The 26,090-nt window shown below is 65.0% G+C and carries 25 protein-coding genes; 14 read left to right on the top strand and 11 right to left on the bottom strand.

The features are described from left to right. Nucleotides 1–154 precede the first annotated feature (154 nt). On the top strand, nt 155–1,117 hold the full coding sequence (locus tag AU252_RS07575; protein ID WP_083510564.1) for an ABC transporter substrate-binding protein: 963 nt from the start codon (nt 155–157) through the stop codon (nt 1,115–1,117). Between the two features lie 100 nt (nt 1,118–1,217). Here AU252_RS07575 and AU252_RS07570 read toward each other — a convergent pair whose 3' ends face one another. The 3 genes from AU252_RS07570 to AU252_RS07560 form a co-directional block, all read right to left on the bottom strand. Next, nucleotides 1,218–1,847 carry a uracil-DNA glycosylase gene (locus tag AU252_RS07570; RefSeq protein ID WP_056348638.1) on the bottom strand — a complete coding sequence of 210 codons (630 nt, stop codon included), beginning with the start codon at nt 1,845–1,847 and terminating at the stop codon, nt 1,218–1,220. A 594-nt stretch (nt 1,848–2,441) separates the two neighbouring features. Further along, entirely contained in the window at nt 2,442–2,849 is a 408-nt protein-coding gene (locus AU252_RS07565) for a nuclear transport factor 2 family protein (RefSeq protein ID WP_099093375.1), read from the bottom strand. Nucleotides 2,850–3,246: 397 nt separating this feature from the next. Next, nucleotides 3,247–4,503, bottom strand: coding sequence for an IS110 family transposase (locus tag AU252_RS07560; protein WP_083510563.1), 1,257 nt, complete (start codon nt 4,501–4,503; stop codon nt 3,247–3,249). A 156-nt stretch (nt 4,504–4,659) separates the two neighbouring features. Between AU252_RS07560 and AU252_RS07555 the strand changes: the two genes are divergently transcribed. From AU252_RS07555 to AU252_RS07535, 5 genes are all read left to right on the top strand, one after another. After that, on the top strand, nt 4,660–5,676 hold the full coding sequence (locus AU252_RS07555) for a M14 family zinc carboxypeptidase (protein WP_058930187.1): 1,017 nt from the start codon (nt 4,660–4,662) through the stop codon (nt 5,674–5,676). A gap of 244 nt (nt 5,677–5,920) precedes the next feature. Next, the gene (locus AU252_RS07550; protein WP_058932815.1) at nt 5,921–7,210 is read left to right on the top strand and encodes an adenylosuccinate synthase; all 1,290 of its coding nucleotides are present in this window, start codon (nt 5,921–5,923) and stop codon (nt 7,208–7,210) included. 319 nt (nt 7,211–7,529) lie between these two features. After that, nucleotides 7,530–7,868 carry a YegP family protein gene (locus AU252_RS07545; protein WP_058930186.1) on the top strand — a complete coding sequence of 113 codons (339 nt, stop codon included), beginning with the start codon at nt 7,530–7,532 and terminating at the stop codon, nt 7,866–7,868. A gap of 255 nt (nt 7,869–8,123) precedes the next feature. Then, the gene (locus AU252_RS07540; protein ID WP_058932814.1) at nt 8,124–8,675 is read left to right on the top strand and encodes an RNA polymerase sigma factor; all 552 of its coding nucleotides are present in this window, start codon (nt 8,124–8,126) and stop codon (nt 8,673–8,675) included. Further along, nucleotides 8,672–9,454 carry a hypothetical protein gene (locus AU252_RS07535; RefSeq protein ID WP_058930185.1) on the top strand — a complete coding sequence of 261 codons (783 nt, stop codon included), beginning with the start codon at nt 8,672–8,674 and terminating at the stop codon, nt 9,452–9,454. The genes AU252_RS07540 and AU252_RS07535 overlap by 4 nt, the downstream gene beginning before the upstream one ends. 28 nt (nt 9,455–9,482) lie before the next feature. On the opposite strand, the gene AU252_RS07530 is transcribed toward AU252_RS07535, so the two are convergent. From AU252_RS07530 to acs, 4 genes are read right to left on the bottom strand one after another with little or no spacing between them, the layout of a single operon-like run. Continuing rightward, a complete protein-coding gene (locus AU252_RS07530) occupies nt 9,483–9,977 on the bottom strand; it encodes a CoA-binding protein (RefSeq protein WP_058930184.1) in 495 nt (164 codons plus the stop codon). After that, on the bottom strand, nt 9,974–11,329 hold the full coding sequence (locus AU252_RS07525) for an O-acetylhomoserine aminocarboxypropyltransferase/cysteine synthase family protein (protein WP_058930183.1): 1,356 nt from the start codon (nt 11,327–11,329) through the stop codon (nt 9,974–9,976). The genes AU252_RS07530 and AU252_RS07525 overlap by 4 nt, the downstream gene beginning before the upstream one ends. After that, nucleotides 11,329–12,519, bottom strand: a complete 1,191-nt coding sequence (gene sfnG / locus AU252_RS07520; RefSeq protein WP_058930182.1) for a dimethylsulfone monooxygenase SfnG — start codon at nt 12,517–12,519, stop codon at nt 11,329–11,331. Before sfnG ends, AU252_RS07525 begins: the two co-directional genes overlap by 1 nt. Next, nucleotides 12,516–14,732 carry an acetate--CoA ligase gene (gene acs, locus AU252_RS07515; protein WP_058930181.1) on the bottom strand — a complete coding sequence of 739 codons (2,217 nt, stop codon included), beginning with the start codon at nt 14,730–14,732 and terminating at the stop codon, nt 12,516–12,518. The genes sfnG and acs overlap by 4 nt, the downstream gene beginning before the upstream one ends. A 274-nt stretch (nt 14,733–15,006) precedes the next feature. Here acs and AU252_RS07510 point away from each other — a divergent pair, with 274 nt between their 5' ends. Next, the gene (locus AU252_RS07510) at nt 15,007–15,432 is read left to right on the top strand and encodes a CoA-binding protein (protein ID WP_058932813.1); all 426 of its coding nucleotides are present in this window, start codon (nt 15,007–15,009) and stop codon (nt 15,430–15,432) included. Here AU252_RS07510 and AU252_RS07505 read toward each other — a convergent pair whose 3' ends face one another. Further along, complete coding sequence (locus tag AU252_RS07505; protein WP_058930180.1) at nt 15,433–16,461, bottom strand: isopenicillin N synthase family dioxygenase; 1,029 nt, start codon at nt 16,459–16,461, stop codon at nt 15,433–15,435. Nucleotides 16,462–16,506: 45 nt separating this feature from the next. On the opposite strand from AU252_RS07505, the gene AU252_RS07500 reads away from it, so the two are divergent. The 5 genes from AU252_RS07500 to AU252_RS07480 are packed head-to-tail and all read left to right on the top strand — an operon-like array spanning nt 16,507 to nt 18,784. Next, on the top strand, nt 16,507–16,923 hold the full coding sequence (locus AU252_RS07500; RefSeq protein ID WP_058930179.1) for an MmcQ/YjbR family DNA-binding protein: 417 nt from the start codon (nt 16,507–16,509) through the stop codon (nt 16,921–16,923). Next, a complete protein-coding gene (locus AU252_RS07495; RefSeq protein ID WP_240484343.1) occupies nt 16,884–17,468 on the top strand; it encodes a DUF1990 family protein in 585 nt (194 codons plus the stop codon). Before AU252_RS07500 ends, AU252_RS07495 begins: the two co-directional genes overlap by 40 nt. Before the next feature lie 14 nt (nt 17,469–17,482). After that, nucleotides 17,483–18,109 (top strand): hypothetical protein, encoded by a 627-nt coding sequence (locus AU252_RS07490; protein WP_058930178.1) that lies wholly within the window; start codon nt 17,483–17,485, stop codon nt 18,107–18,109. Nucleotides 18,110–18,142: 33 nt separating this feature from the next. After that, a complete protein-coding gene (locus AU252_RS07485) occupies nt 18,143–18,460 on the top strand; it encodes a putative quinol monooxygenase (protein ID WP_058930177.1) in 318 nt (105 codons plus the stop codon). Between the two features lie 30 nt (nt 18,461–18,490). After that, entirely contained in the window at nt 18,491–18,784 is a 294-nt protein-coding gene (locus AU252_RS07480; RefSeq protein WP_058930176.1) for a DUF503 domain-containing protein, read from the top strand. 78 nt (nt 18,785–18,862) lie between these two features. Here the strand turns inward: AU252_RS07480 and purL are convergent, their stop codons facing one another. From purL to purS, 3 genes are read right to left on the bottom strand one after another with little or no spacing between them, the layout of a single operon-like run. After that, a complete protein-coding gene (gene purL / locus AU252_RS07475) occupies nt 18,863–21,193 on the bottom strand; it encodes a phosphoribosylformylglycinamidine synthase subunit PurL (protein ID WP_058930175.1) in 2,331 nt (776 codons plus the stop codon). After that, nucleotides 21,190–21,963, bottom strand: a complete 774-nt coding sequence (purQ, locus tag AU252_RS07470) for a phosphoribosylformylglycinamidine synthase subunit PurQ (RefSeq protein ID WP_058930174.1) — start codon at nt 21,961–21,963, stop codon at nt 21,190–21,192. The genes purL and purQ overlap by 4 nt, the downstream gene beginning before the upstream one ends. Before the next feature lies 1 nt (nt 21,964). Then, nucleotides 21,965–22,216 carry a phosphoribosylformylglycinamidine synthase subunit PurS gene (gene purS / locus AU252_RS07465; RefSeq protein ID WP_056348600.1) on the bottom strand — a complete coding sequence of 84 codons (252 nt, stop codon included), beginning with the start codon at nt 22,214–22,216 and terminating at the stop codon, nt 21,965–21,967. Between the two features lie 261 nt (nt 22,217–22,477). On the opposite strand from purS, the gene AU252_RS07455 reads away from it, so the two are divergent. After that, nucleotides 22,478–22,663 (top strand): hypothetical protein, encoded by a 186-nt coding sequence (locus AU252_RS07455; RefSeq protein WP_058930172.1) that lies wholly within the window; start codon nt 22,478–22,480, stop codon nt 22,661–22,663. A gap of 257 nt (nt 22,664–22,920) precedes the next feature. After that, nucleotides 22,921–25,893 (top strand): exo-alpha-sialidase, encoded by a 2,973-nt coding sequence (locus AU252_RS07450; RefSeq protein WP_240484342.1) that lies wholly within the window; start codon nt 22,921–22,923, stop codon nt 25,891–25,893. Nucleotides 25,894–26,090 lie beyond the last annotated feature (197 nt).

The following is a 26,090-nucleotide window of genomic DNA, read 5'->3' as shown; positions in this document are numbered from 1 at the left end:
CCGGGCAACGCCCGGATCAAGGATCACATTCTAATTAGGTTATCCTTACTTCGTGAAAATTGACGATTCAGTGACGGAGCACGACTCCGCACGTACCCCAACCCGCGGACGAAGCACCGGCCTCAAAGTCGCCGGTGCCCTGCTAGTTCTTGGCATGCTGGCCGGCTGTGGCAGTGCCACCACCGCTTCCGGCACCGCCGGCAACGCAGAAGTTGCCACCGGCGGCTCCAAGTTCACTACCGCCGACGCCGAGACTGCCAAGCTGGGCAGCGACGCGGAGGCCGGAGAATTCCCCCGCGTCATCAAGCACGCCAACGGCGAGACCACTCTCGACAAAAAGCCGGAGCGCATCGTAGTCCTGGACACCGGTGAGCTCGACGCCCTGGTCTCCCTGGGCCTCACTCCGGTGGGCATGCCCACCACGGAAGGTGCCAACGCGGTCCCCGGCTACCTGGCTGACAAGGTGGCCGGCGTGGAAACTGTGGGCACTATCCAGGACCTGAACCTCGAGGCGATCGCTGCCCTGAAGCCGGACCTCATCATCGGCAGCAAGCTGCGTGCGGACAAGCTCTACCCGCAGCTTTCCCAGATTGCTCCCACCGTCTTCAGCATCCGACCGGGGTTTCCGTGGAAGGAAAACTTCCTGTTGGCTGGCGAGGCACTGGGCGAAGAGACCAAGGCGGTCGCCGCGCTCAACGCCTACCAGGCCAAGGCCGACGAACTGAAGGCTGCAGTCCCGGACGACCAGAAGGTATCCCTGGTCCGCTTCTTGCCGGGCAAGATCCGCCTCTACGCCAACAAATCGCTCATCGGCGTGATCCTGAAGGACGCCGGCATCGCCCGGCCGGAGAACCAGGACATAGACGAGCTGGCTGCGGAGATCTCCGCCGAGAACATCGGCGACGCCGATGCCGACTGGATCTTCTACAGCAGCTACGGCGAGCCCTCCGCCACCGGGGAAACCTCTGTTGTTGAAGGCGCCGTCTGGCCCCGCCTCGAGGCCGTCAAGTCCGGCCACGCCAAGGCCGTCAGCGATGACACCTGGTTCCTGGGCCTTGGTCCCACCGGCGCTTCGCTGATCCAGGACGAACTCAAGGACCTGCTTACCGCGGGCTGAGAAGTCAGCGCAAGTACTTAAGGAAGTACGACGGCGGGCGGTCACCTTTAGAACAAAAGGTGACCGCCCGCCGTCGTAAGGTGGTTGAGCGTTCCGGTGGTTAGACCTTCGCGAGCCCTGTGCGGGCCATGGCGTCGGTGTAGACGACGCGCATTTCCTCGAGGTACTGTTCCTGCCGCGCGGGAGTCCCGGCGAAGGCGCGGCCGCTGAGGGAGCGGACCTTGTAGGTCTTCAGCCCGCGGCGCCAGAGCAGCGGAACTTCGGTCTTCAGCAGCAGGTTGGCCAGGCGGTTGGCTTCGGTGCCGTGGGCCACGATCACCGAGGCGCGGGGGACCACGGCGAGGAACTTCAGCAGCGGCTTGAGGCCGGCGGAAATCTGGTCCGGCGTGAACTTGCCGTTGACCTCGCCGGGGGTGTGCCACGGGTGCACGTTCCACGGCATCACGAACTCCGGGCGCAGGCCCAGCTTCCACTGGATGCCGAGCATGCGGGTGGCGGCGTCTTCGTCGCCGGCGGTGATGAAGCCGGACGGGTCAGCCTCGCCGATGTTGGAGTAGAGGCTGATGATGCGGCACTCGTCCACGTCGTGCATGGGGTCGACGTAGGGGACTTCGGTGTGGGGCTTGACGCTCTGCAGGGAATCGCACAGCTCGTTGACGGCGGCAACGTTGGGCTCGTAGCGGCGGCTCAGGAGCTGTTCACGGAGGGATTCGGGGGCCAGGGCTGTCATATAGTGCAATGTCTCCTGCGGGGCTCGGCGATGCTGCCAATCCGGAAAATGGGCGCGTGATGGGCGCGCCCGTCCGGCGTGGTTTGAAATGTGGTGTGGACCGATTCCTGGTCGATCTCTATCAGTTTAGCAAGCCCCGCGAAATGCGGGGCCCGGCCCTAACCTCCCGTGATGGACGGCACAGGGCGATCAGTCTTTGTCAAGTTAATTGACAGCTTTCGTTTAGCTTGATTGGCTTCTGTGACAGCCCGCAATAAGGACGTTGCGGCTTGTCGCACCCTCCATGCAGTCGAAAGAGGTAACGTACCGTGAACAAAACCCTGGCAACCTTAAGGACCGCGGCCGTATCCGGAGCCCTGGTTCTGGCGGCACTCGCCGCGCCGGCACCGTTGGCCCATGATGCTCCTATAGGCGTCAAATTGAACATTGCTGTTTGATTCAGGGATGGTGTAACGGATTGGACCAAGACCACCATAAGTAGATCGGTCGTTTCGCAGATCGGCATTGATAGGGGCACCCGGTAGAGGTGGATGAGTCACGGACGCCGTTGGCCTCGTCGGCGATGTGGGCTCCGGAGGGAGTTCAACTGTCGAGCTACGGAGGGGGCGGCGGCGGGTCCGCAGACCTCTCGGCGCGCCATGGCGTGCGCCACTCGGCAGCATCCCAGCCATCCATGATGTAGATACGCTCGTGCGCAACCCGGTCGCCCCGGAACTCCAGCAAGCTGACGGTGTACATCCATGGCGCGCCGTCGTAACTGATCAGGTTCTCCACAACGACCAGGTCTTCACGATTAGTGATTCGTCGAGTGTGGAACTTGAGCCTCGCTGGATACTGCCGCCGCCATTCGCGGAAGTTCTCCACGCCTTCGAACCGTTCGCCAGACTGAGGGAACTCAAGCACCGCGTCGTCGTGGTAAATCTCGTGGGAGATGTCCTCGTCCTTGCCAGAGTACTCCCAGTGACGCCGCAGAGCCTGCAGGAGGTCTGTATCGTTGAGCATCGCTCACCTCCTTGGGCCGGAACTAAACGCTAACTTCAGGCTTCGAGCATGTCAATGGGTTGGGGGCCGGACTCTAAGTGACTTCGTTCCGATACTCCTATATGCGTCAAATTGAACGATGTCGTTTGATTCAGGGGCTGACCTGTTGGGAGTAAGCCCCCGTCCGCGCTCCCGGGTCGTGACGCTTTTGTGGCTGGCCTGGCGCAACTCAGGGTGACTTTTAGCTGTCCACGGCTGGGGTCAATTCGGGTTATCCACGGCTGATTTTTTTGGGAGCCATGGCGGAGCTCCCTCGGCAGCGGTAGCGGTGGATAACCCATGTGAATTGTCCCCGGTTGTGGACAGCGGAGAACAAGCAGCTACTGAGAGCGTCGAGCACGTCATTCTTGGAGCTATTTCACATGCTTGGGGAGAGTTTCTGTTGGGTGAGCCATTGCCGGTACTTTTGGGCGACATGGTCGTTTCTGGCGATCCCTCGTTCTATGCGGGACAGGTTGGAGGGCCACTGGCTGAGTTGTTCGGCAGCTTGCTGCAACGTGACGCCGAGCTGCTGTCTGAGGGGCCGGAGGTCAGCGATGTCAGGAGCTGCAATAGGGGTAAATATCTGACGAAAGATTTCACGGGCGACGTAGCGTTTGAGGCAGCGCATGGTTTCTCGTTTGCTCTTGCCGTCGGCGGTACGTTTGGCGACGTAGTCCTTGGTTCGGTGGTCCGATTGCATGCGGGAGAGTACGACGTGGTGGAGGGCGCTGTTGGCCTGGCGGTCACCGCCTCTGCTGAGTCTGTGACGGTTGGTCTTGCCTGATGATGCGGGCACGGGAGCGGTGCCGGTGAGGGCTGCGAACTGCGCTTCATTGTTGATCCGTTCGGGGTTGTCCCCGACTGTGACAAGGAGTTGGCTGGCGACTTCAACGCCAACGCCTGCCAGTTCGGTCAGCAATGGCGCGTACGAATCAAGGATTTCCTGCAGGAGCGCATCAGTCGAAGCGATTTCGGATCGGAGAGATTGATATCGGACGGCCAGCGTTTTCAACGTCAACGCCGTGATGTACTCCGTGTCCGCGGGGTGCCCTGAGGGCCTCGAACGGACAAGAGTCGTGATCATCGCCGATGTGTGGAGGCCGCGGTATTTGGATCGGATCGTTTCTGGTGCGGAAACAAGCAGGCTCCGGATTTGGTTGATGGCGATTGTGCGCGCCTTGATCGCCGAAGCCCGCGCTGTCCGGAGGACGCGAAGGCATTCCACGGGTCCATCTTTGGTTTTGGGGGTCGAGATGCCTCTTTCGGCGAGTACCGATTGGGCTGCCTGGTAGGCGTCCAGGGGATCCGACTTTCCCCGGATCCTGCGGTGTTGACGATTTGGCCGGTTAACCTCAAAGACCTTAAGTTCTTCTTTGGCTAACACCCGGGACAGTTCGGCTCCGTAGGAGCCTGTCCCTTCCACTCCCACCGCGGTCACGATGCCGTGGCTGGTGATGAAATCAAGCATTTCGCTGTAGCCGGCAGCTGTTGCTGCGAACTTCTGATCAGCGATGGGTTTGCCGTATTCCGTGACAACAGCGACGTGGTGAGTGTCGGCGTGGGTATCAACGCCGACAATGACTTGGGGTAGTTCCTTGGTCAATATGGCGACAGCCCTGCTCTTCCTGGTCATAGTGTGTTGCACGTTGGCCAGGCCGGCAGACAGCACGGCAACGGGACTGTGGTGATTCAGGCTCCTATTAGGTCATGTCCGCCTGGCTCAACGAGCTTGGTGCTGGTCCTGAACTGGTGGACGAATCATGGGAAAGACAGCGTTCACACGCGTCAGGTGGGCGACGGGTCACGCCAGTTCAGGACCTTTACCATCATTACCGTGGGCGAAGGCCCCAACTATGACGGCAACGGCCAGATCACCACCTCGAAACTGGCAACCTATGACGAGTTGGTCTCCTTCCTGAAGGATCAGGACACCCGCCAGCCAGCCATGGATCTGGAGGTGATCGGCCAGACTGTCAAGGGCCGGGACATCCACCTGGTGAAGTACATTTCGGACCCGGCCAAGCCCACCATCCTGTACCTGACCCAGCAGCACGGAAATGAGCAGCTGACCACCGAGGGTGCCATGGCATTCGTGAAACACCTGGGAACCGGGAAATCGGGGGACATTCTGGACGGAGTGAACATCCTCATCGTTCCCATGCTCAACGCCGACGGCGCGATGGGAGATGTGAACTTCCCGCTGGATGACTACCTGGCCAAGGGCGACCGCCACATGACGCGGTACAACGCCGAGGAGGTGGACCTGAACCGCGACCACGTCGCCAAAATCCAGCCCGAAACCCAGGCGCTCCACACCAACGTCATGCGCAAGTACAGCATTGACTACATGATCGACCTGCACCACCAGGGCACCCGGAGCGAACGCGATGGAAAGCTGGTCTCCGGGTCCATCCTGTACCCCACCACGCCCAATGCCGATCCGGCTGTTGTGGAAATGTCCAAGCAGTTGGGCGCCGTGGTCTTCAACAACGTCGACTCCACCGGTTGGGGCCACTTGGGCAAGTATGTGGGCGGCAGCGCCGAGACCATCAGCCGCAACGGCATCACAGTGGAGTACGGGATTGCTACGCTGCTCTTCGAAATGCGTGGCATGTCTGATCACTATCTGGACGGCTACGCCCTCGGGCTCCGCAGCAACGGTTACCTGATCCAGCAAACAGTGACCACACTGACGGCCACTGCGGCGGCCATCGCTGACGGTTCGATTGCCGACGCCGACACGTCCTTCTGGGACAGCCTGGACACCCAGACGTCCCGTCCCGGCGAGGAAGCTGACGACGAGTAGTAGACCGCGGGAAGTCTGCCCGTGGTTCTTTGCCGCGCGCGAAGGGCCACGGGCACCCTATTGAGTGGACAAAGTCCGTGATCGGCTAAACTTGGGTGGTAAGAGCCCCGGACTCTTGTGTGGTTGGCCGCCGTAGCGGTCCGGCCAGGCTATGGCCTTCGGGGCATTCTCATGAACGGCGCTACGCAGGCCTGCCATTTCGGTGGATGGACCTGTGCGGCCCGAACGAATGGGGGAGGATCCCATGCCAGCAATCGTGATCGTAGGAGCCCAGTGGGGCGACGAAGGAAAAGGCAAGGCCACCGATCTTCTGGGCGGCCGCGTTGACTACGTCGTAAAGCCCAACGGCGGCAACAATGCCGGGCACACCGTCGTCGTAGGCGGTGAGAAGTATGAGCTCAAACTCCTTCCGGCCGGCATTTTGAGCCCCAACGCGATTCCGATCATCGGCAACGGCTGCGTGGTGAACCTCGAGGCCCTGTTCCAGGAGATCGAAGGCCTGCAAGCCCGTGGCGCGGACACGTCCAAGCTGCGCATCTCCGCCAACGCGCACCTCGTGGCGCCCTACCACCAGGTCCTGGACAAGGTCACCGAGCGTTTCCTCGGCAGCCGCGCCATCGGCACCACCGGCCGCGGCATCGGCCCCGCCTACATGGACAAGGTGGCCCGCCTGGGCATCCGCGTCCAGGACGTCTTCGACGAGTCCATCCTCCGCCAGAAGGTGGAAGGATCCCTGCGCCAGAAGAACGAACTCCTGGTCAAGGTCTACAACCGCCGCGACATTGTGGTGGACGAGATCGTGGACTACTTCCTGGCCTTCGCCGAGCGCCTGCGCCCGCTGGTCATCGACAGCACCCTGGTCCTCAACAACGCCCTGGACGAGGGCAAGGTTGTGCTGATGGAAGGCGGCCAGGCCACGTTCCTGGACGTGGACCATGGCACCTACCCGTTCGTGACCTCCTCCAACCCGACCGCCGGCGGCGCGTCCGTTGGCTCGGGCATCGGCCCCACCCGGATCTCCCGCTCCATCGGCATCATCAAGGCCTACACCACCCGTGTTGGCGCCGGACCGTTCCCCACCGAACTGTTCGACGAGATGGGCATGTACCTGCAGAAGACCGGTGGCGAGTTCGGCGTAAACACGGGCCGCCCGCGCCGCTGCGGCTGGTACGACGCCGTCCTGGCCCGCCACGCTTCCCGCGTGAACGGCTTCACGGACTACTTCGTCACCAAGCTGGACGTCCTCACGGGCATCGAGCAGATCCCGGTCTGCGTTGCCTACGACGTTGACGGTGTACGGCACGACGAAATGCCCATGACACAGACCGAGTTCCACCACGCAGTGCCCATCTTTGAGTACTTCGAGGGCTGGACCGAGGACATCACCGGCGCCCGCACGCTGGAGGACCTCCCGGAGAACGCCCGCAACTACGTGCTGGCCCTCGAAAAGCTCTCCGGCACGCGCTTCTCCGCGATCGGCGTCGGCCCGGACCGCGACCAGACCATCGTGGTTCACGATCTGATCAACGACTGACAGCCCGTAAGGCACGACGGCGGCGGGTCACCCTGGTGGGTGGCCCGCCTTTGTCGTCTGCTGGCCCAAGTCAATCGCAGTTACCGTTCTCAAAAGCGGTTTTCGCGACGTTAACTGCCAGTCACTTGGGAATTTACGCAGGGTTTACGCGGCCGGTCTTGTGAGGCTATACGCGAGCCGGACAGACTCTTAAGCACACCCTGAACTGATCAGCAGATCATTCCACCAGACCCGTAGGTACCGGACGCAGCGATGCTTCCCGGACCGCCCGTGGCGAAGATGCCGCCCGGACGGGACCCGCAGACCGGAAGGATTTACCATGGCCGGGAAGTTTGAAGTTTTTTTGGACTCGGATTCACGGTTCAGGTTCCGCCTCAAGGCGCCGGATGGCACTGTGGTGGCCGTGTCCGGGGCCTTCGAGGATAAGTCCGCAGTGGCTGCAGGGATCGCCGCCGTCCGTGAGTGCGCCGGGACAGGGTTGGTCACCGACCTCTGCCCCGCCGCCAAGGCTGCAGCGCCGGCCCCAGCGCCCGCTGTGGTGGTCGCCGCCCAACTCCAGCCGGACTGTGGGGACCAGCGCGTTCCCGCCGCCAGGGCTCACACGTTTGTTATTGCCAAGACACCGCGCGGGAGGGTGACCGCGCAGAGCTGGGCGTGAGCCGCGCCGGACGTAGGCGGCGCAAGAATCCCCCGACGTCACGGTCCCGGAAAGTTTTTTGTCCGACCGAGTAACCCCTGCGGTGCCTGGAGCGATTACCCCTGTGAAGCGCCGGTCTGGAACTTGTCCCCCATCATGTTCCAGGCCGGCTCTTTTGTTACCGGAGGGTAAAGTTAGCTGGCGAGGGCATTCCGCGGATGACGTGCGGGCCCTACGCGAGCAAGCCCAGTCCCCTCCACCGAAGGCCCTGTGTCCGTGACCGATGCACTGACAGACGACGTTCTGCGTGCGCGCGCCCGCGATCCGGAGCTCTTCAGCATCGTGTACCGAACCTACGCGTCACAGGTCCTGGGCTACCTCACAGCCCGCGGGGTAGAAGATCCGGAGGCGGTTATGCAGGAAGTCTTCATCGCCGTCCTGCCACGGCTGCAGAAGGTTACCGGCGGCGTGGCCGGGCTGCGCACGTTTGTCTTCTCCGTGGCGCACGCCAGGATGGTGGACGATCACCGGAGACAGCAGCGCACCCCCAGTAAACTCCCGTTCGAACCGGACCTTGACGGACGCGAGGAGTCCTCGGCCGAGGCTGAAGTGCTGCAGCGGATTTCCCCGCAGGAGGTCGCGGATCTCCTCAACGAATTGCCGGACGAACAGCGGGAAGTGCTGTCGTTACGCCTAGTCGCGGGCCTCAGTGTGGACCAGGTGGCCGCTGTGATGGGCAAGAGTGCCGGCGCCGTCAAACAGCTCCAGCGCCGTGCATTGATCCGGCTGCGCGAGCAGTCCGCAGTGACGGAGTACGTGGCGCCATGACCTCCAATGCCAGCTCCCTGATCCGGACCATTGATGAAATGCTCCTTGACGCCGGTGTGGACGATGCCGCCGGCCTCCGCGAAACCCTTCTCGCGGTGGGCTCCCTAGGCTCCCTGCCTGCACCCGAGCCCGGCCATGAACTGGCGGCACTCCTGTCTGGCCAGACCCACCAGCTCGCCCGGCACCGGCTCCTCCGGAAGCACCGGACCACTGTTGTGGGCCTTGCCGTCATCGCGGGGATGGGGCTGGGCGTCACCGGGGTGGCCGCCACCGGCACCGCGCCGGACGCGGAGGCCAGCAGGTCCATCCAGCAGTTGTTGCAGGACTGGGCTCCTGGCTGGTCCATCGCAGGGACTCCCGCCGCCAGCGGGACAGCCGCAAATCCGGCGGAGGCGCAGTTGCCCGCGGAGCCGGCAACCCGCGACGACGCAGCGCCGGCACAGCCCCAAACTGTTGAACGGGAAACTGCCCCGCCGGCGAACGGTCCGGAAAACGCAGGCCAGAACCGGGGCGCGGAGCCGGCCGGCCGCGGAAACGGTACGCCGTCCGGCAAGTCAAGGACGGACGACGGCGGCGCGCCGGGGAACGCTGCGGGCGTCACCCGTGACGCCGCTGCCGAACTCGACAAGGCCGGAAAGCTGGTTGCCGGTACCCTGGCCGAAGCCGCCGCGGCGGGGGAGTCCCTGACGTCAGCCATCGTCCCTCCGGCACTGACAGAAAAAACCGGGGCCGGCAATGCCGGACCCGGTTCAATCTGGCTGAAGAAGTTCACCCGCTAATCAGGTTTGCTTCAGGAAGCACCTTCCGTCAGGAAAGCAGCTGCCGCCTGGAGGAGATCACGCCGGTGTCGAAGCCGGCCAGGTGCAGCCCGCCGTGAAACCGGGCATGCTCGATCTTCACGCAGCGGTCCATCACCACGTTGAGCCCGGCGGCTTCCGCGTCCGTGGCCACGTCCTCATGCCAGGAGCCGAGCTGCAGCCAGAGGGTTTTGGCGCCGGCCGCGATGGCTTCGTCCAGGACACCCGGGAGGTCATCGTGCTTGCGGAACACATCCACGATGTCCGGGCTTTCGGGAAGATCGGCCAGTGAGGCGTAGGTCGGTTCACCAAGGATCTCCTTGACCACGGGGTTCACGAAGTACACCTTGTACCGCGTGGACGACTGCAGGTACGTCGCCACAAAATAGCTGGCCCGGGACGGCTTGTCCGAGGCGCCCACGATCGCAATCGAGGTGGCTGCGCGCAGCAGGTTCAGGCGCTCCGGAGCGGAAGGTCCGGTCCAGGTACGTCCGCTGGTGCTCATACGTTCGCTCCAACCGTGCAGGAATCCGCTTCGGTGGTTGAGCTCGCCTCGGTGGTTGAGCCCGTCGAAACCGAGGCCGCGTCCAGAGCCTGGTCCAGGTCCCACAGGATGTCCTCGATGTCCTCCAGGCCCACGGAAATGCGGACCAGGTCCTCGGGAACGCCCGCCGACTCCAGCTGGACCGGGCTCAGCTGCTGGTGCGTGGTGGAACCCGGGTGTATCACCAGGGTGCGGGAATCGCCAACATTGGCCAGGTGCGAGGCCAGCTGCAGGGATTCGATGAACTTCTGCCCGGCCGTGCGGCCGCCCTTCACCCCGAAGGAGAACACAGAGCCGGGGCCCAGCGGCAGATACTTCTTCGCGCGCTCAAAATGCGGGTGCGAGGGAAGCCCGGAGAAGTTGACGTAGGCCACGCGGGGATCGGCCTCGAGCCATTCGGCCACGGCCTGGGCGTTTTTCAGGTGCTCGTCCAGGCGCTGCGGCAGGGTTTCCACGCCCTGTAACAGCTGGAACGCCGAGAGCGGGGAAAGTGCCGGGCCGATGTCCCGCAGCTGTTCGCAGCGCAGCTTGGTGAGGAAGCCGTACTCGCCGAAGTTGCCCCACCAGGAGACATTTCCGTAGGACGCCACCGGCTCGGTCATGGTGGGGAACTTGCCGTTGCCCCAATCAAACCGGCCGCTTTCCACAATCACGCCACCCAGGGTGGTGCCGTGCCCGCCCAGGAACTTGGTGGCGGAGTGGATGACGATGTCGGCGCCGTGTTCGATCGGGCGCACCAGGTACGGCGTGCTCAAGGTGGCGTCGACCACGAGGGGGACGCCGGCGTCGTGCGCTACCTTCGCGAGGGCCGCCAGGTCCTGGACTTCCGACGACGGGTTGGCCACCACCTCGACAAAGATCGCCTTGGTGTTTTCCTGGACCGCCGCGGCATAGTCCGCGGGGTCGGTGCCGGGGACGAACGTGGTGTCCACGCCGAAGCGGCGGAGAGTCACGTCCAGCTGGGTGACGGTGCCGCCGTAGAGCTGGGAGGCCGCCACGATGTGGTCGCCGGACTGCGTCAGTGCGGCGAAGGTGATGAACTCCGCGGCCATGCCCGACGACGTCGCCACCGCACCGATGCCGCCTTCCAGCGAGGCGATGCGCTCTTCGAACGCTGCCACGGTGGGGTTGCCAATGCGGGAGTAGATGTTGCCGTACTTCTGCAGCGCGAAGAGGTTGGCGGCATCCTGGGTGTCCTTGAACACGAAGGACGTGGTCTGGTAGATGGGCACAGCGCGGGCGCCGTGCTCGGCGTCGGGCGTGCCGCCGGCGTGCAGCGCGCGGGTGCGGAAACCGAATTTGCGGTCAGCCATCAGACAGCCACCGACTCGGCGACTGGCGTTCCTGACAAGTCCAGTTCGGTGCCGTTTTTGCGGGCCAGGTCGGCTTCGAGTTCGCGGACGATCGGCAGGATGTCCTGGCCGAAGGCGGCCACTTCCTCCTGGAAGTGCAGGTAGCCGGTGAGGAAGAGGTTCACGCCGATCTTCTTGTAAGCCACGATCCGTTCGGCGATCTGCTCCGGCGTGCCGATCAGCTGGGTCTTGAAGCCGTCGTTGTACTGGACCAGATCCTCGAAGCTGGAGTCGGCCCACATGCCCTTGCCGTCCTTGGTGGACGCGCCGGCTTCCTGCACGGCGTCGCGGAAGCCCTGGACTGCCGGCTTGTGTGCCTTCTCAACGATTTCGCGCAGCGTATCGCGGGCTTCCTTCTCGGAATCACGGGCGATCACAAAGCCGTTGAGGCCGAACCGGGGAGCGGCCAGGGCGCCGTCGGTGCCTCGGCCGGTTTCGCCGGACGCTGCCACCACGCCGGAGATGTTCTCCTTGAAGCCTTCCAGGTCCTTGCCGTTGGAGAAGTACCAGTCGGCCACGCGGCCGGCGGTGGCCTGGGCCGCCGTCGAGTTGCCGCCGAAGAAGACCTCGGGGTGGGCGCGGCCGGGAACGTCCACGGGGGCCGGGTTCAGGGTGAAATCGGTGATGTTGTAGTACTTGCCGGCCTGGCTGTACTCCTGCTCGGTCCACAGCCCGCGCAGCACCCGGATGAACTCCTCGGTGCGGACGTAGCGTTCGTCGTGCTCCAGCCAGTCAAGACCGAAGTTCGTGAACTCGTTCTTGAGCCACCCGGAGACGATGTTGACCGCGGCGCGGCCGTTGGAGATGTGGTCCGCGGTGATGATGAATTTGGCCAGTACGCCGGGGTGCCACATGCCCGGGTGGACGGCGGCGATGACTTTGAGGCGCTCGGTGGCGGCAAGCAGGGCCAGGCTGAAGGACGTGGCCTCGTGCTGCTTGTCGGCACCGTAGGAGGCGGCGTACCGGGTCTGCGTTAGGGCGTATTCGAAGCCGGAGTTCTCGGCGATCTGCGCGAGCTTCTTGTTGTAGTCAAAGTCCCAGCCGGTGCGCTGTTCGATGGTGGAGACCACCAGGCCGCCGGAGACGTTCGGCACCCAGTACGCAAACTTGAGCGGCTCTGAAAGGCGGGCAACGTTGCTGATGTCTGTCATGAGTTTTCCTTTACTAGGGCCCGCTCGCGCAGGACGTCCTGGATTCCGGCGATCGCCGGTTCGTTTTGGAGTGAGGTGGTGTCGCCCAGGGCGGTCCCCTCGAATAATTGGGTGAGCAGCCGGCGCATGATCTTGCCGCTGCGGGTCTTCGGTACGTCAGGAACGACGACGACGTCGCGCGGCTTCGCGATCGGGCCGATCGCCTTCGCGACGTGGTTGCGCAGCTCGGTGGCAACTTCTCGGGAAACGCCGCGCTTTAGTACAACAAACGCGACGATCGCGTGCCCGGTCGTCGGGTCAGCCACCGGACATACGCCGGCCTCCACCACATCGGCGTGGGATACGAGAGCGGACTCGATCTCGATAGTGGACAGCAGGTGGCCGGAGACGTTGAGGGTGTCGTCCACCCGGCCCAGGATCCAGATGTCGCCGTCGGCGTCGTACTTGGCGCCGTCGCCGGCCAGGAACCAGCCCTGCTCCACGTACTTGCTCCAGTAGGCGTCGTAGTAGCGGCGGGGGTTGCCCCAGACGGTGCGCGCAATGGCGGGCCCGGGGGTGTCCACCACAATGAAACCCTGGACGCCCGGCGGCACTGTATTGCCGGCGTCGTCCACGATCCTGGTACTGACGCCCGGCAGCGGGCGGGCGGCGCAGCCCGGCTTGAACTCGGTATCCGTGGGGGCGGGGGAGAGGATGGTGGCGCCGGTTTCGGACTGCCACCACGTGTCCACCACGGGTGCGGTGCCGGCGCCGACGTTCTGGCGCAGCCAGCGCCAGGCCTCGGGGTTCACGGCTTCGCCCACGGTGCCGAGCAGCCGGATGGAGGAGAGGTCGTAGCTGTCCGGCACGCCGTCCGGGAACCAGCCCATGAGGGAGCGGACCAGGGTGGGCGCGGTGTAGTACTGCGTGACGCCGTAGCGTTCGATGATTTCGAAGTGGCGGCCCGGGTGCGGGGTGTTGGGCGTGCCCTCGAAGATCACCTGGGTGGCGCCGTTGGAGAGCGGGCCGTAGATCTCGTAGGTGTGCGCCGTGACCCAGGCGAGGTCCGCCGTGCACCAGTGCACGTCCTGGTCACGGAGTGCGGGATCGGGGTTGCTGAAGAGGTGCTCGAAGCTCCAGGATGCCTGGGTCAGGTACCCGCCGGAGGTGTGGACCAGGCCCTTGGGCTTACCGGTGGTCCCGGAGGTGTACATGATGAACAGGGGCGTTTCGGCGTCGAACGCCTCCGGTTCGTGGACGTCCGCGGCGCTCCCGACGGCGTCATGCCACCACACGTCGCGGCCTTCAGTCATGGGGACGGCGGCCAGGTCCTCCGGCGCCGTGGTGCGGTTGACGACGAGCACGTGCTCGATCGCGTTGTCCCCGGCGACGGCAGCGTCCGCGTTGTCCTTGACGGGCACGGCGACACCGCGGCGGAACTGGCCGTCCGTGGTCACCAGGAGTTTGGCCCCCGTGTCCTCGACGCGGAACTTCAGGGCGTCAGCGGAGAAGCCACCGAAAACGAGCGAGTGGATGGCGCCGATGCGGGCCACGGCGAGGGTGATGATGACGGTTTCGGGGATGACCGGCAGGTAGATGACCACGCGGTCGCCCTTGGTGATGCCCAGGGCCAGCAGGGCGTTGGCCGCCTTGGAGACTTCGCGCTGCAGCTCCGCGTACGTGACGGTGCGGCGGTCGCCGGGCTCGCCTTCGAAGTGGAAGGCCACGTTGTCGCCGCGGCCATTGGCGACGTGGCGGTCCACACAGTTGTAGGCGACATTGAGCTTGCCGCCCTCAAACCAGGTGATTTCCGGGCCTTTTCCGGCCGCGGCGTCGGCCGGGACCCGGCGGTGGGCCGTGTGCCACGGCTTGCCGCCGGAGATTCCTGCGGGCTGGGCCCAGTCCAGGCGGAGGGCCTGCTGTTCCCAAAATGCCACATTGTCCGGCTGGGCTGCTTCGTGCTCCGCCGTGTGCTGCGCGGCGGTGGTGCTGCTGGTTGTGCTGCCGTGACGGGCCGGCCCGCCGGACGGTGCGCCGTGCACGGCGACGTCCTGCAGCCCGGTCGAGGACCATCCCGATGGGCTGTTGGTGGGGCCGGCCGCGTCACGCAGCCCTGCTTCGATCGCCGTCGCGTTCGAAGTGGATTGGAGAGAGTCCGTTGTGGCGGCCGCTGCTGCGGCGCTGACGGGACTCAGGGTGGATAAAGGCGTGGCAGAGGATAAATCTGATGTCATAGATGTGCTCCATCGATCCTGGCGGTAGCACCCTTCGCTGTGTGCCGAGGATGGTCGCCTCAACGCGTACAGCGTTTGGTCAGGGATGCTGCGGCTTCATCGATCCAGGTCTCTCGGCCGCTCGGGATGGTCATTACCACTACAGCCGAACCGCACGCCATGCGCCAAACCAGGGTCCGTGGAACGTAATATTCGTTCACGCCTGGCATTGGTGCCCACCCGTCAGTCAAATATTCGATCAGGGGCCACTCCGGGGACGATGTACGCTTGCATCATGGGCCACGTCAACGATCCTGCCGTTATTGAGCGCCTGATGCGAAACAAAGGGCGGTGGGCCATCGTGGGCCTGACCACCAACGAGTGGCGCGCAGCCTACGACACCTCGCTGTTTATCCGCGACCGGCTCGGGATGGAGATCATCCCCGTCAACCTTCCCGGCGACCCCGTCCACGGCGAAACCGGGTACCGTACCCTGGGTGAAATTCCCTCTGAAAAGCAACCCCTCGACGTCGTCGACTGCTTTGTGAACTCGCAGAAGGTCGGGGCGGTGGTGGACCAGGCAATTGCGGTGGGCGCCAAAGCCGTGTGGCTGCAGCTGGGCGTTATCGACGAAGAGGCAGTGGACCGTGCCAAGGCCGCCGGCCTGGACGTGGTGATGAACGTTTGCCCCGCGCAGCAGGCGTGGAAGTACAACCTCTGATTAGCGCTGCATCAGCTCCGGGTAGTGGCGTTCGGTCACATCGGGGTGCGCGCGCATGCGGCCCTTGAGCATGTTCAGGCCAAAGGACGCGAGCATGGGGTTGGACGGATCGTCGGAGATGCCACGGGCTTGGGCTTTGAGCTCGGGAGGCAGGGGCACCGGATCGATGACGGCATCCAGCCGCGGGGACCAGAAGAACGGGACTGAGTAGCGGTCCACGCCGGGTGGCGGCGCCTTGACCCGGTGGATCGTGGCGGCAAGGAAGCCTTCCGTGGCCACCTCCAGCATTTCGCCCAGGTTCACCACGAGTGCCCCGGGAACAGGCTCAACCGGCGCCCATTCAGTTGTCCCGGGCGGTAGCACTTCGAGGCCGCCCACCTCGTCCTGGAGGAGCAGGGTGACAAAACCGTAGTCGGCGTGGGAGCCCACGCCCTGGTTGCCGGCTGCCTCCACCACACCGCCGACGTAGTGCACCAGCTTGCCCATCCAGGCCGGTTCGTTGCCGAAGGGCTCGTCGAAGTGGTCCTCCGGCAGTTCCAGGGAAACCGAGATGCCTCGCAGCAGCTCCATGCCCACACTGGACATCACCTCGGCCCAGGCCATGGCCGCGGGCTTGAGCTCCGGCAATGCCTCGTCGGGCCACATGTTGTGCCCCTGGAGCAGCCAGTACGGCTGATCGGCCGGATAGTTGTGGACGGGCTCGCGTTCCGGGGAGTAGTCGATCTGCTCGCGGGCGTCGGCCCGTCCCTGCGTGACTTCGGTGCCCATCCGGGTGTAGCCGCGGAAGTGCGGGGAAATCCTGTTGTCCAGCTTCATCCGCTCCTCGAGGGGCAGATCGAAGAAGCGTTTGATGAGGGCCAGCAGCTCCTCGGCCTGGCCGGGGGCGGCGCCGTAACCGGTGATTTGGAAGAAACCCACGTTGTGGGCGGCGTCCCGCAGCTGGTCAATGAATTCGGGGCTGAAGGAGCCGTACGGCTGGCGTGCAGCGCTCATGTCCAGAACGGGGATCGTGGCCTGATCAGGTGACATCTTCGCAGACTAGCACCGCCGGGTAGGGCTTTGTAGGCTCGGTCCATGGACGCAGCGCAACTCAAGGCAATCTGCCTGTCATTTCCCGGTTCCTTCGAGGATTTTCCCTTCGGTCCCGAGACCTCCGTTTTCAAGGTCAGGGCTGCGGTGGCGGGTGGCGCGCGGCATGAAGCCAAGATGTTTGCCGCGTCCGCCATGAACCCCGACGACTGGTCCGTGAGCCTGAAATGTGAACCCGCCCTGGCTGAACAGCTGCGGGCCGCCCACCCGGAAATCAACGGCGCGTGGCACATGAACAAGACCCATTGGAACGGCGTGCGGCTGGACGGAAACCTGCCCGATGCCATGGTCCGGGACATGGTGGAGGATTCCTACGATCTGGTGGTGGCCTCCCTGAGCCGCAAGCAACAGGAGCAGCTGGGGTGGGCGCGGCTGTCCGGTTCTTCTGGCGGGCCCCGTTGACCGGGAAGCGACTGGCTGCCGGCGGCCTCAACTACGCGGGCATCGGCCTCACCGAACACGGCCGGGCGCCGGAAGGCTACCACTGCCTCGAATCGCGGGAGCACCTCGGTGAGGGTTTGGCGCTGTACCGCCGGGTGGCGCACGGAATCCTTACGTGGGAACTGCAGCGGCGGTCGGGCCTGCGCGTCCGGACCGAGTCCGACGTCGTGATCCCCGGCGCGCGGGTGGTGAGCGGGTTCGGCGTCGGGCCTTTCCGTATTAATGCCCCGTGCGAGGTGGTCTGGGTGCGGCGGCTGGTGCCGGGAGACGGCCCCCAGTCAGCCGGCTTCGGCTACGGCACGCTGCCCGGCCATCCTGAACGCGGTGAGGAAGCCTTCGAAGTCGAGATCGGCGCTGACGGGCGGGTGTTCCTGAAGATCACCGCCTTCAGCAGGCACGCGAACTGGTTCTACCAGGCAGGTGGCCTGCTGGCGCGGGCGGCGCAACGGCACATCACTTCGCGATACGTTGGAGGGGCACGCCAACTCGCCGCAGGTGAAAGCTGATCAGGAGAAGGTACATGCTGGACCAATCGACCCTTGACCGCCTATGGAATTTTGGGGATCCCGAGCTGTCCGAACAGCGCTTCCGGGACGCCCTTGCTGACCCGACCTACGACACCTACGAAAAGGCCGAACTCGCCACGCAGCTTGGCCGGGCCATTGGGCTGCAGGGCCGCTACGAGGAGGCGGATGCCTTGCTGGACTCCGTGGACGGCGAGGAAGAACCCACCGTCGGAGTGCGCATCCTGCTGGAACGCGGACGCGTCCTGAACTCCAGCGGCCATGCCGCCATGGCCGTACCCCTGTTCGAACAGGCAGCCGAGCTCGGCGACCACCTCGGCGAGGAGTTCCTCGCCGCCGACGCGCTGCACATGCTGGCCCTGGCAGACTCCGCCCATGCTGAGCTGTGGACCCGGAGCGCCCTCGAATACGCGTCTACCGCCCACGATCCGCACACACGGCGCTGGATGGTGGCGTTGCACAACAACCTCGGCTGGACCTTCCACGGCGCCGGCCAGTTCGCCGAAGCGCTGGTGGAGTTCCAACTGGCCGAACAGTGGGCGGAACGGGCAGGAACCCCGGCGCAGCAGCAGGCTGCACGTGAGGCCATCCAGGCCTGTGACCCTGCCCTGGCCGCAGGCTGATCAACCCACACCCCTGCAACGGAAGGAAACCGCATGATCTTCATCGTCGTGAAATTCAAGGTCAAACCCGATTGGTCCGAGCGCTGGCTCGGCCTCGTTGACGCGTTTACCCAAGCCACACGCGCGGAGCCCGGCAACCTGTGGTTCGACTGGTCCCGCAGTGTGGATGACCCCAACGAGTTTGTCCTGGTGGAAGCCTTCAAGGACGACGCCGCCGGGGACCACGTCAACAGCACACACTTCAAGCAGGCCATGGCGGACATGCCGCAGGCGCTGGCCGAGACGCCGCGCATCATCAGCCGCCAGCTCGACGGCGACGGCTGGGACCGGATGGGCGAACTGACCATCTGACCCCGTCGGAGCAGTCGATACGATTACTGCATGTGGATCGGCTGGATTGAATTCGACATCCTCCTGGGCGATGTCCAGAGCCTGAAGGAGAAGCGCTCCGTTATCAGGCCGCTGCTGGCCGAGCTCAAGCGCCGCTTCGATGTGTCCGTCGCGGAGGTGGGGGACCACGACCAGTACCGGCGCTCGCAGGTGGGCGCCGGCCTGGTGGCAGCAGACCGGGCGCACCTCGTGGAGGTGCTCACCGCCGTCGAACGCTTTGTGGCCGCCCGGCCGGAGATTGACCTGCTCAGCTCAAGGCAGCGGGAGCTCCGCAGCGACGATTAAACCAACGCGGGGTCACTTCTCGCCCATCCCAAGGGGATTATTGGGCGGAAAGTGACCCCGCGTTGCATTTAGGAAAGACTAGCCGAAGTACTTCGGCAGGGTCGCCTCGTGGGCTGCGCGGAGGGCGGCCAGGGACATGGTGTCCACGCCGTTGATCTCCAGGTTGCCGCTGGCTGCGTCCACCACGCCGATGCGGGTGTGGGCAAAGCCGCGGGCCGTGCACATGTCCTTGAACCGGACCTCTTCCGAGCGGGGCACGCCGACAACCGCGCGGCCCTGGGACTCCGAGAACAGCGCCGTGAACAGGTCCACGCCGTCGCGGTCCAGAACGTCCTGCAGGGCGATCCGGGCACCCACGCCGTAGCGCAGTGCGGACTCCACCAGGGCTGCCGCGAGGCCGCCTTCGGAGAGGTCGTGCGCGGAGTCCACCATGCCGTCGCGGGATGCGTTGATCAGGATTTCGCCCAGCTCGCGTTCGGCGGCGAGGTCAACCTTGGGCGGCAGTCCACCGAGGTGACCGCGCATGTTGGCCCATTCGGAACCGTCCAGTTCTGCCGCCGTCGTACCCAGCAGGTAGATGGCCTGACCGTCCTCGCGCCAGCCCGACGGCGTGCGGCGGGCGACGTCGTCGAGCTTGCCCAGCACTGCCACCACGGGGGAGGGGTGGATGGGTGTGGTGCCCGTCTGGTTGTAGAGCGAGACGTTGCCGCCGGTGACAGGGATGCCCAGCACCATGCAGGCGTCGGACAGGCCGCGGATGGCCTCCGCGAGCTGCCACATGACGTCCGGGTCCTCGGGGGAACCGAAGTTCAGGCAGTCGCTGACGGCCATGGGCACGGCGCCGGAGGTGGCCACGTTGCGGTAGGCCTCGGCCAGCGCCAGCTGTGCGCCGTGGTACGGATCGAGGTAGGTGTAGCGGCCGTTGGCGTCGGTGGCCAGGGCAACGCCCAGGCCGGTTTCCTCGTCCACCCGGACCACGCCGGCGTCGTCCGGGAACGCCAGGGCGGTGTTGCCGCCCACGTACCGGTCGTACTGGTTGGTGATCCAGTCCTTGCTGCACATGTTCGGCGAGGCCACGAGCTCGGTGACGGCGGCAGCCAGTTCCGCGGGGGCGGAGGGGCGGCCGGTGTCCTGCACTGAGCCGGTGAAGGAATCGGCCTGTACGGAATCCTGCCATGAGGGGCGGGCGTACGGGCGGTCATACACGGGGCCGTCGTGGGCCACGGTGCGCGGGTCGACGTCCACGATGACCACGCCGTCCCAGGTGATGATCAGGCGGCCGGTGTCGGTGACCTCGCCGAGCCAGGAGTACTCCACGGCCCACTTGTCCATGACAGCTTCGAAGGCAGCGATGTTCTCCGGGGTGACCACGGCCATCATGCGTTCCTGCGACTCGGACATCAGGATTTCGCCCGGGGTCAGCGTGGGGTCGCGCAGCAGGACGGAGGTCAGCTCAACTTCCATGCCTCCGTCGCCGTTGGAGGCGAGCTCGGACGTGGCGCAGGAGATGCCAGCGGCGCCGAGGTCCTGGATACCTTCAACCAGCGAGCCCTTGAAGAGCTCCAGGCAGCACTCGATCAGGACCTTCTCGGCGAAGGGGTCGCCCACCTGGACGGCGGGGCGCTTGGACGGCTTGGTGTCGTCGAAGGACTCCGAGGCCAGCACCGAGGCGCCGCCGATGCCGTCGCCGCCGGTGCGTGCACCGAACAGGACCACCTTGTTGCCCTTGCCGGACGCGTTGGCCAGGCGGATGTCCTCGTGGCGCATCACGCCAACAGCCAGCGCGTTAACGAGCGGGTTGCCCTGGTAAACAGAATCGAAGACCATTTCGCCGCCGATGTTCGGCAGGCCCAGCGAGTTGCCGTAGCCGCCGATGCCGGCAACGGCACCGTGCATGACGCGGGCTGTGTCCGGGTGGTCGATGGCGCCGAAGCGCAGCGGATCCATCACGGCCACCGGGCGGGCGCCCATGGAGATGATGTCGCGGACAATGCCGCCGATGCCGGTGGCAGCACCCTGGTAGGGCTCCACGAACGACGGCGAGTTGTGGGACTCGATCTTGAACGTCACGGCCCAGCCGTCGCCCAGGTTGGTGACGCCGGCGTTCTCGCCGATGCCCACCAGCATGTCCTTCTTCATCTCGTCGGTCACCTTTTCGCCGAACTGGCGCAGGTGGTTCTTCGAGGACTTGTAGGAGCAGTGCTCGCTCCACATCACGGAGTACATGGCCAGCTCGGCGCCGGTGGGGCGGCGGCCCAGGACCTTGACTACCTCATCGAACTCGTTCTGCTTCAGGCCCAGTTCGGCCCACGGCAGTTCGGTGTCCGGCGTTTTGGCAGCGTTCTCGACGGTGTCGATATTGAACTTCTTGGTCTCGACAGGCTCGACCACCGAATTGATCTCGGTCATTTGTTGCCTCCCACAATCTTGTTCAGTACGGAGGTGAAGAAACCCAGGCCGTCGGTGTCGGAGCCGCCGATCCCGTCCAGGGATTCGGGGCCGAAGCCGACCTCCACCGCGTGCTCCGGGTGCGGCATGAGTCCCACCACGTTGCCAGCGGCGTTGGAGATGCCGGCGATGTCGCGGCGGGAGCCGTTGGGGTTGAAGCCCACGTAGCGGAACACCACGCGGCCTTCAGCCTCGAGCGCGTCCAGGACCTTTTCGTCGGCGATGTACTGGCCGTCCTGGTTCTTCAGCGGAACCGTGATTTCCTGGCCGGCCTCGTAGTCCAGCGTCCAGGCGGTGTTGCTGTTTTCCACCCGCAGGACCTGGTCGCGGCACATGAACTTCAGGTGGTCGTTCTTGATCATGGAGCCGGGCAGCAGGTGCGATTCGGTCAGGATCTGGAAGCCGTTGCAGATGCCCAGCACGGGCAGCTTGGCATCGGAGTTGGCGGCGTCGATGATTTTGGACATCAGCGGCGCGAAGCGGGCAATTGCGCCGGCGCGGAGGTAGTCGCCGTACGAGAAACCGCCGGGGATTACGACGGCGTCCACGTCACCCAGGGTGGTGTCCGCGTGCCAGAGCGGCACTGCGGTGCCGCCGGCGAGCCGGACTGCACGGGCGGCGTCGCGGTCGTCAAGGGTGCCTGGGAAAGTAACAACGCCGATCCGGGCACCGGCGAGCCGGGGCTCGGCGGCGACGGCAATTGCCTCGCCGATCAAGGGAAGTTCAGTCATCTCAGGCCTCGACGACCTCGACGTTGACGACGTCTTCGATCACGGGGTTGGACAGCAGGGTCTCGGCGGCTTCGCGGGCCTGGGCCAGGATTGCGTCGGTCACCTCGCCCTCAACCGTCAGTTCGAAGCGCTTGCCCTGGCGGACAGAGCTAAAGCTGGTGAAGCCCAGACGGGGGAGTGCACCCACGATGGCCTTCCCCTGCGGGTCCAGAATCTCGGGCTTGGGCATGACGTCAACAACGATCCGGGGCATCCGGCAACTCCTGTGCGTGAGCATTGGGTAAGGGCGCAGCGGAGTCACGCCGTCTTACGCCGTTCCGGGATGCTGGGGACGTTCTTTTTCGAACAGTGTGGACGGGCGCTCCGCGAGCTTGCTAGGCCATTCTACCGGGCCGAGCGCCGCACCCTGTATTCGGTGGGATCGGCCACAGTCATCGCGGCGGGGCGGGCTTTCGGGAGGTGGAGGACGACGGCGGCTATGGCCTCGCGGAGCAAGCGTCACTAGGATTGCGGCATGGCTGAAAAATCGAAATCTCTGCTGTTGCCGATGATGGCCGTGGCCGTTTTTGCCGGGTTGGGCCGGATGGTTGTGCAGAAGATCAAGGCGGACCGGGCTGCCCGGGAAACGCGCGTGGCCGGCCCCGTGGACGAAAAGACCCGCCAGTGGATCAGCGACGTGGTTCGGACGCCCAGGCAGTAGGAGCCCACTCCTTATCCAGGCCTCAAGTCTTTGCCCAAACCTCAACCGGGCGTCCCTGAACGGGGGCGCCCGTTTTTGTGCCCCGCTCCACGCCTCTCCCAAACAACGTCCGGAAAGTCCTAGCCATGTGACGTTCTAAACACTAGGGTCGTAGGACGTCGTATGTGGCAGGTGGTATCCCCTTGGGTGCCAAGACCGCCCCTCACGGCCGAATTCTCCCGATCCGCCGCCCCGCGGCGCCTTGAAAGGATATGGATTTGCGAATTTCTACTAAGCGGAACAGGCACCGAAGTATTGGCCGGACCGCAGGAGCCGGGCTGGTAGCGCTGGCGCTGCTCGCCGGATCCGGGATCGCCGCGCAGGCGGCACCGATCCCCCCGAACAACCTCACCGCTCCTCCCGGCTCATTCGCGGAGGCCAATAACGGCGCCGACCGGACTGCGGCGAACTTCTTCTACCGGATCCCGGCCCTGACCTACCTGGGCAACAACGTGGTGCTCGCCTCGTGGGACGGCCGCCCCGGCAGCGCTGCAGACGCTCCGAACCCCAACTCGATCGTGCAGCGCCGCAGCACCGACGGCGGCCAGACCTGGGGCCCCGTGCAGGTCATCGCCGCCGGCCACGTGGGCGACGCCACGGGCCCCAAATACGGCTACAGTGATCCGTCCTACATCTACGACGCCGAGGCCGGGAAGGTCTTCGCGCTGTTCGTGTACTCCAAGGACCAGGGCTTCTTCGGCAGCCAGTTCGGCAACGACGACGCCGACCGCAGCGTGATCTCCTCCGCCGTGATCGAATCCTCCGACGGCGGCGTCACGTGGACGCAGCCAAGGCTCATCACCAACGTCACCAAGCCGGGCACCAGCAAGACCAGTCCGGTGGCCGGCGATATCCGCTCCAACTTCGCGTCCTCCGGCGAAGGCATCCAGCTCAAGTACGGCCAATACAAGGGCCGCCTGGTCCAGCAGTACGCCGGCGATGTGCGCCAGGCCGACGGCACCAACAAGATCCAGGCCTACAGCGTCTACTCGGACGATCACGGCGTGACCTGGCACAAGGGCGCCAACGTGGGCGACCGCATGGACGAGAACAAAACCGTGGAACTTTCCGACGGCCGCGTAATGCTGAACTCGCGCGACAACGCCAACCAGGGCTACCGCAAGGTGGCCATCTCCACTGACGGCGGCGCCACCTATGGTCCGGTCACCCAGGACACCGAACTGCCGGACCCGGCAAACAACGGTTCCATCGCCCGGATGTTCCCGGCCGCGGCCCAGGGCTCAGCGGACGCCAAGAAGCTCATCTTCACCAACTCCAATTCCAAGACCGGCCGCGAGAATGTCTCTGCCCGTATCTCCTGCGACGACGGCGCCACCTGGCCTGGTGTGCGCACCGTCCGCTCCGGTTTCTCCGCCTACTCCACCGTGTCCCGGCTCGGGGACGGCAAGTTCGGTGTCCTGTATGAAGGCAACTACACGGACAACATCCAGTTCGCGAAGTTCGACGACGCCTGGCTGAACTACGCCTGCGCCCCGCTGTCCGTACCGGCACTCACCACCACCGCCGGCGCCACCAAGCAGGTAGCGGTCACCGTGACCAACCAGGAGGCCACCACACTTTCCGGCGCCAACGCCACGGTCTACACTCCCACCGGCTGGACCGCCACCACGGTGCCCGTGCCCGACGTCGCGCCCGGCGCCTCGGCCACCGTCAATGTTGACCTGACCGCACCAGCGAACGCCAGCGGTCCGCAGAACCTGAACGCTGCCTTTACGACGGCGGATGGCCGGGTTTCGCAGTTCACCTTCACCGCCACCGTCCCGGCAGCTCCGCAAGTGGGCCTCACCATCACCGGAACGGCTCCGGCCCGCGACGTCATCGCCAGCCCCTACCAGGCGGGTGACGTCCTGGGCTACACGTTCAACGTCAAGAGCACCGCCAACGTCACGGCGAATTCAGAGCCCACATCCGGCAACTTTGAGACAGGCTTCCTGCCGCCGGCCCCCGGCGCACCCAGTGTTCCGAACTGCCGGTTCAACAGCCTGGCCGCGGGTGCAAACTACAACTGCACCACGGCCAAGCACACGCTGACGGCCGAGGACATCGCCCGCGGCTACTTCGTCCCCGAGGCGAGTTTCACGGTCACGGCCAGCGCGACGCCGTCGCTCACCAAGACGGTTCCGTTCACCGGCGCCGCGGTGGCACTGCGTGACGGTCTGGTTTCCGCCAGCATCACCGGTGCCCGGGGCGACGAGGGGCGCGATCTTGCCACTCAGCCGTACGCTACCGGCGATGCCTTCCCGTACACGTTCAGTGTGAGCAACACGAGCCCGCTCGTGGAAAAAGTGGTCCCCACCGCCGGTAACTTCAGCCCGTTCGTTCCCGAAGGCCCGGGCAACTGCCGCTACGGCGTGCTGCCGGCCGGCCAGGGCTACACCTGCGCCACGCCGCGCCACACCGTGACCGGTGCCGAGGCGGAGCAGGGCTACTTCGTTCCGAAGACCACGTGGGAAGTCAGTTCCGCAGGCCAGAGCAGCAAGGTCTACACGGTCGACGGTGGCGAACTGGACCTGAAGGTCCGCGACGCCAAACTGGAAGGCACCGTTTCGGCTGAGTGGAGCGACGCCGACGGTGACCGTTTCGCCAGCGAAGGCGATACCGTCTCATACGCCTACACCGTAGGCAACGCCGGCAACGTCGCCCTGACCGGGCTCAGTGCCCCGGACGCCTCCATCAGCCAGGACGCCCTGGCCGTTGGCGGGACCGTGACGGCAACGCGCGAGCACGTCCTGACCGCAGCCGACATCGCGGCAGGCCGGCTCGACGCGGTCTCGTTCGCGGCAACTGCCACCAACGGCGCCAAGGAAGTCACCGCCACGGTGACCGGCGGCGCGCTGGTGCTGGCTCTCCTGCCGTCGCAGCCCGAGACGGTCCCCGTCCTCGCCGTCCAGGACCTTGAGGAACAGACGGCTCCGTTCGACCTCGGCACGCAGGACAAGTACCGCAACGGCCAGAAGGTGACCCTGAAGGGTCTCGACTACGGCCAGTGGTACTACGTGTACCTGAACAAGAAGAGCTACCGGATCGGCTGGATTTTCCCCACCACCGACAACACCGTGGAGTTCATCCTGCCCTCAGGTGTGCAGAGCGGCCGCGACGACGTGGTGGTGCTGGACAAGGACGGCAAGCAGGTCTCCTTCGACCGGCTGCAGGTGACGCCCAAGGGCTGAGCCGTCGTCTTTTCCTAACACCAACGAAGACCTCCGCGCCGAGCTGGACTACCCAAAGTCCGGCCCGCGTGGGGGTCTTTCTTTTGTGCCTTCCCGGCCCCGCATTGTAGCTGCATGATTGACGTATACGCCCGATGTGTCCTATGTCATATTCAGCTCTCAGTCTGTACTGTTTGTAACGGCTGGTCACAGTATTA

It is taken from the genome of Pseudarthrobacter sulfonivorans, from assembly GCF_001484605.1.
Lineage (GTDB): Bacteria > Actinomycetota > Actinomycetes > Actinomycetales > Micrococcaceae > Arthrobacter > Arthrobacter sulfonivorans_A.
Note: the sequence above shows the minus strand (reverse complement) of the source record. Positions and strands in the feature narration are given on the sequence as shown.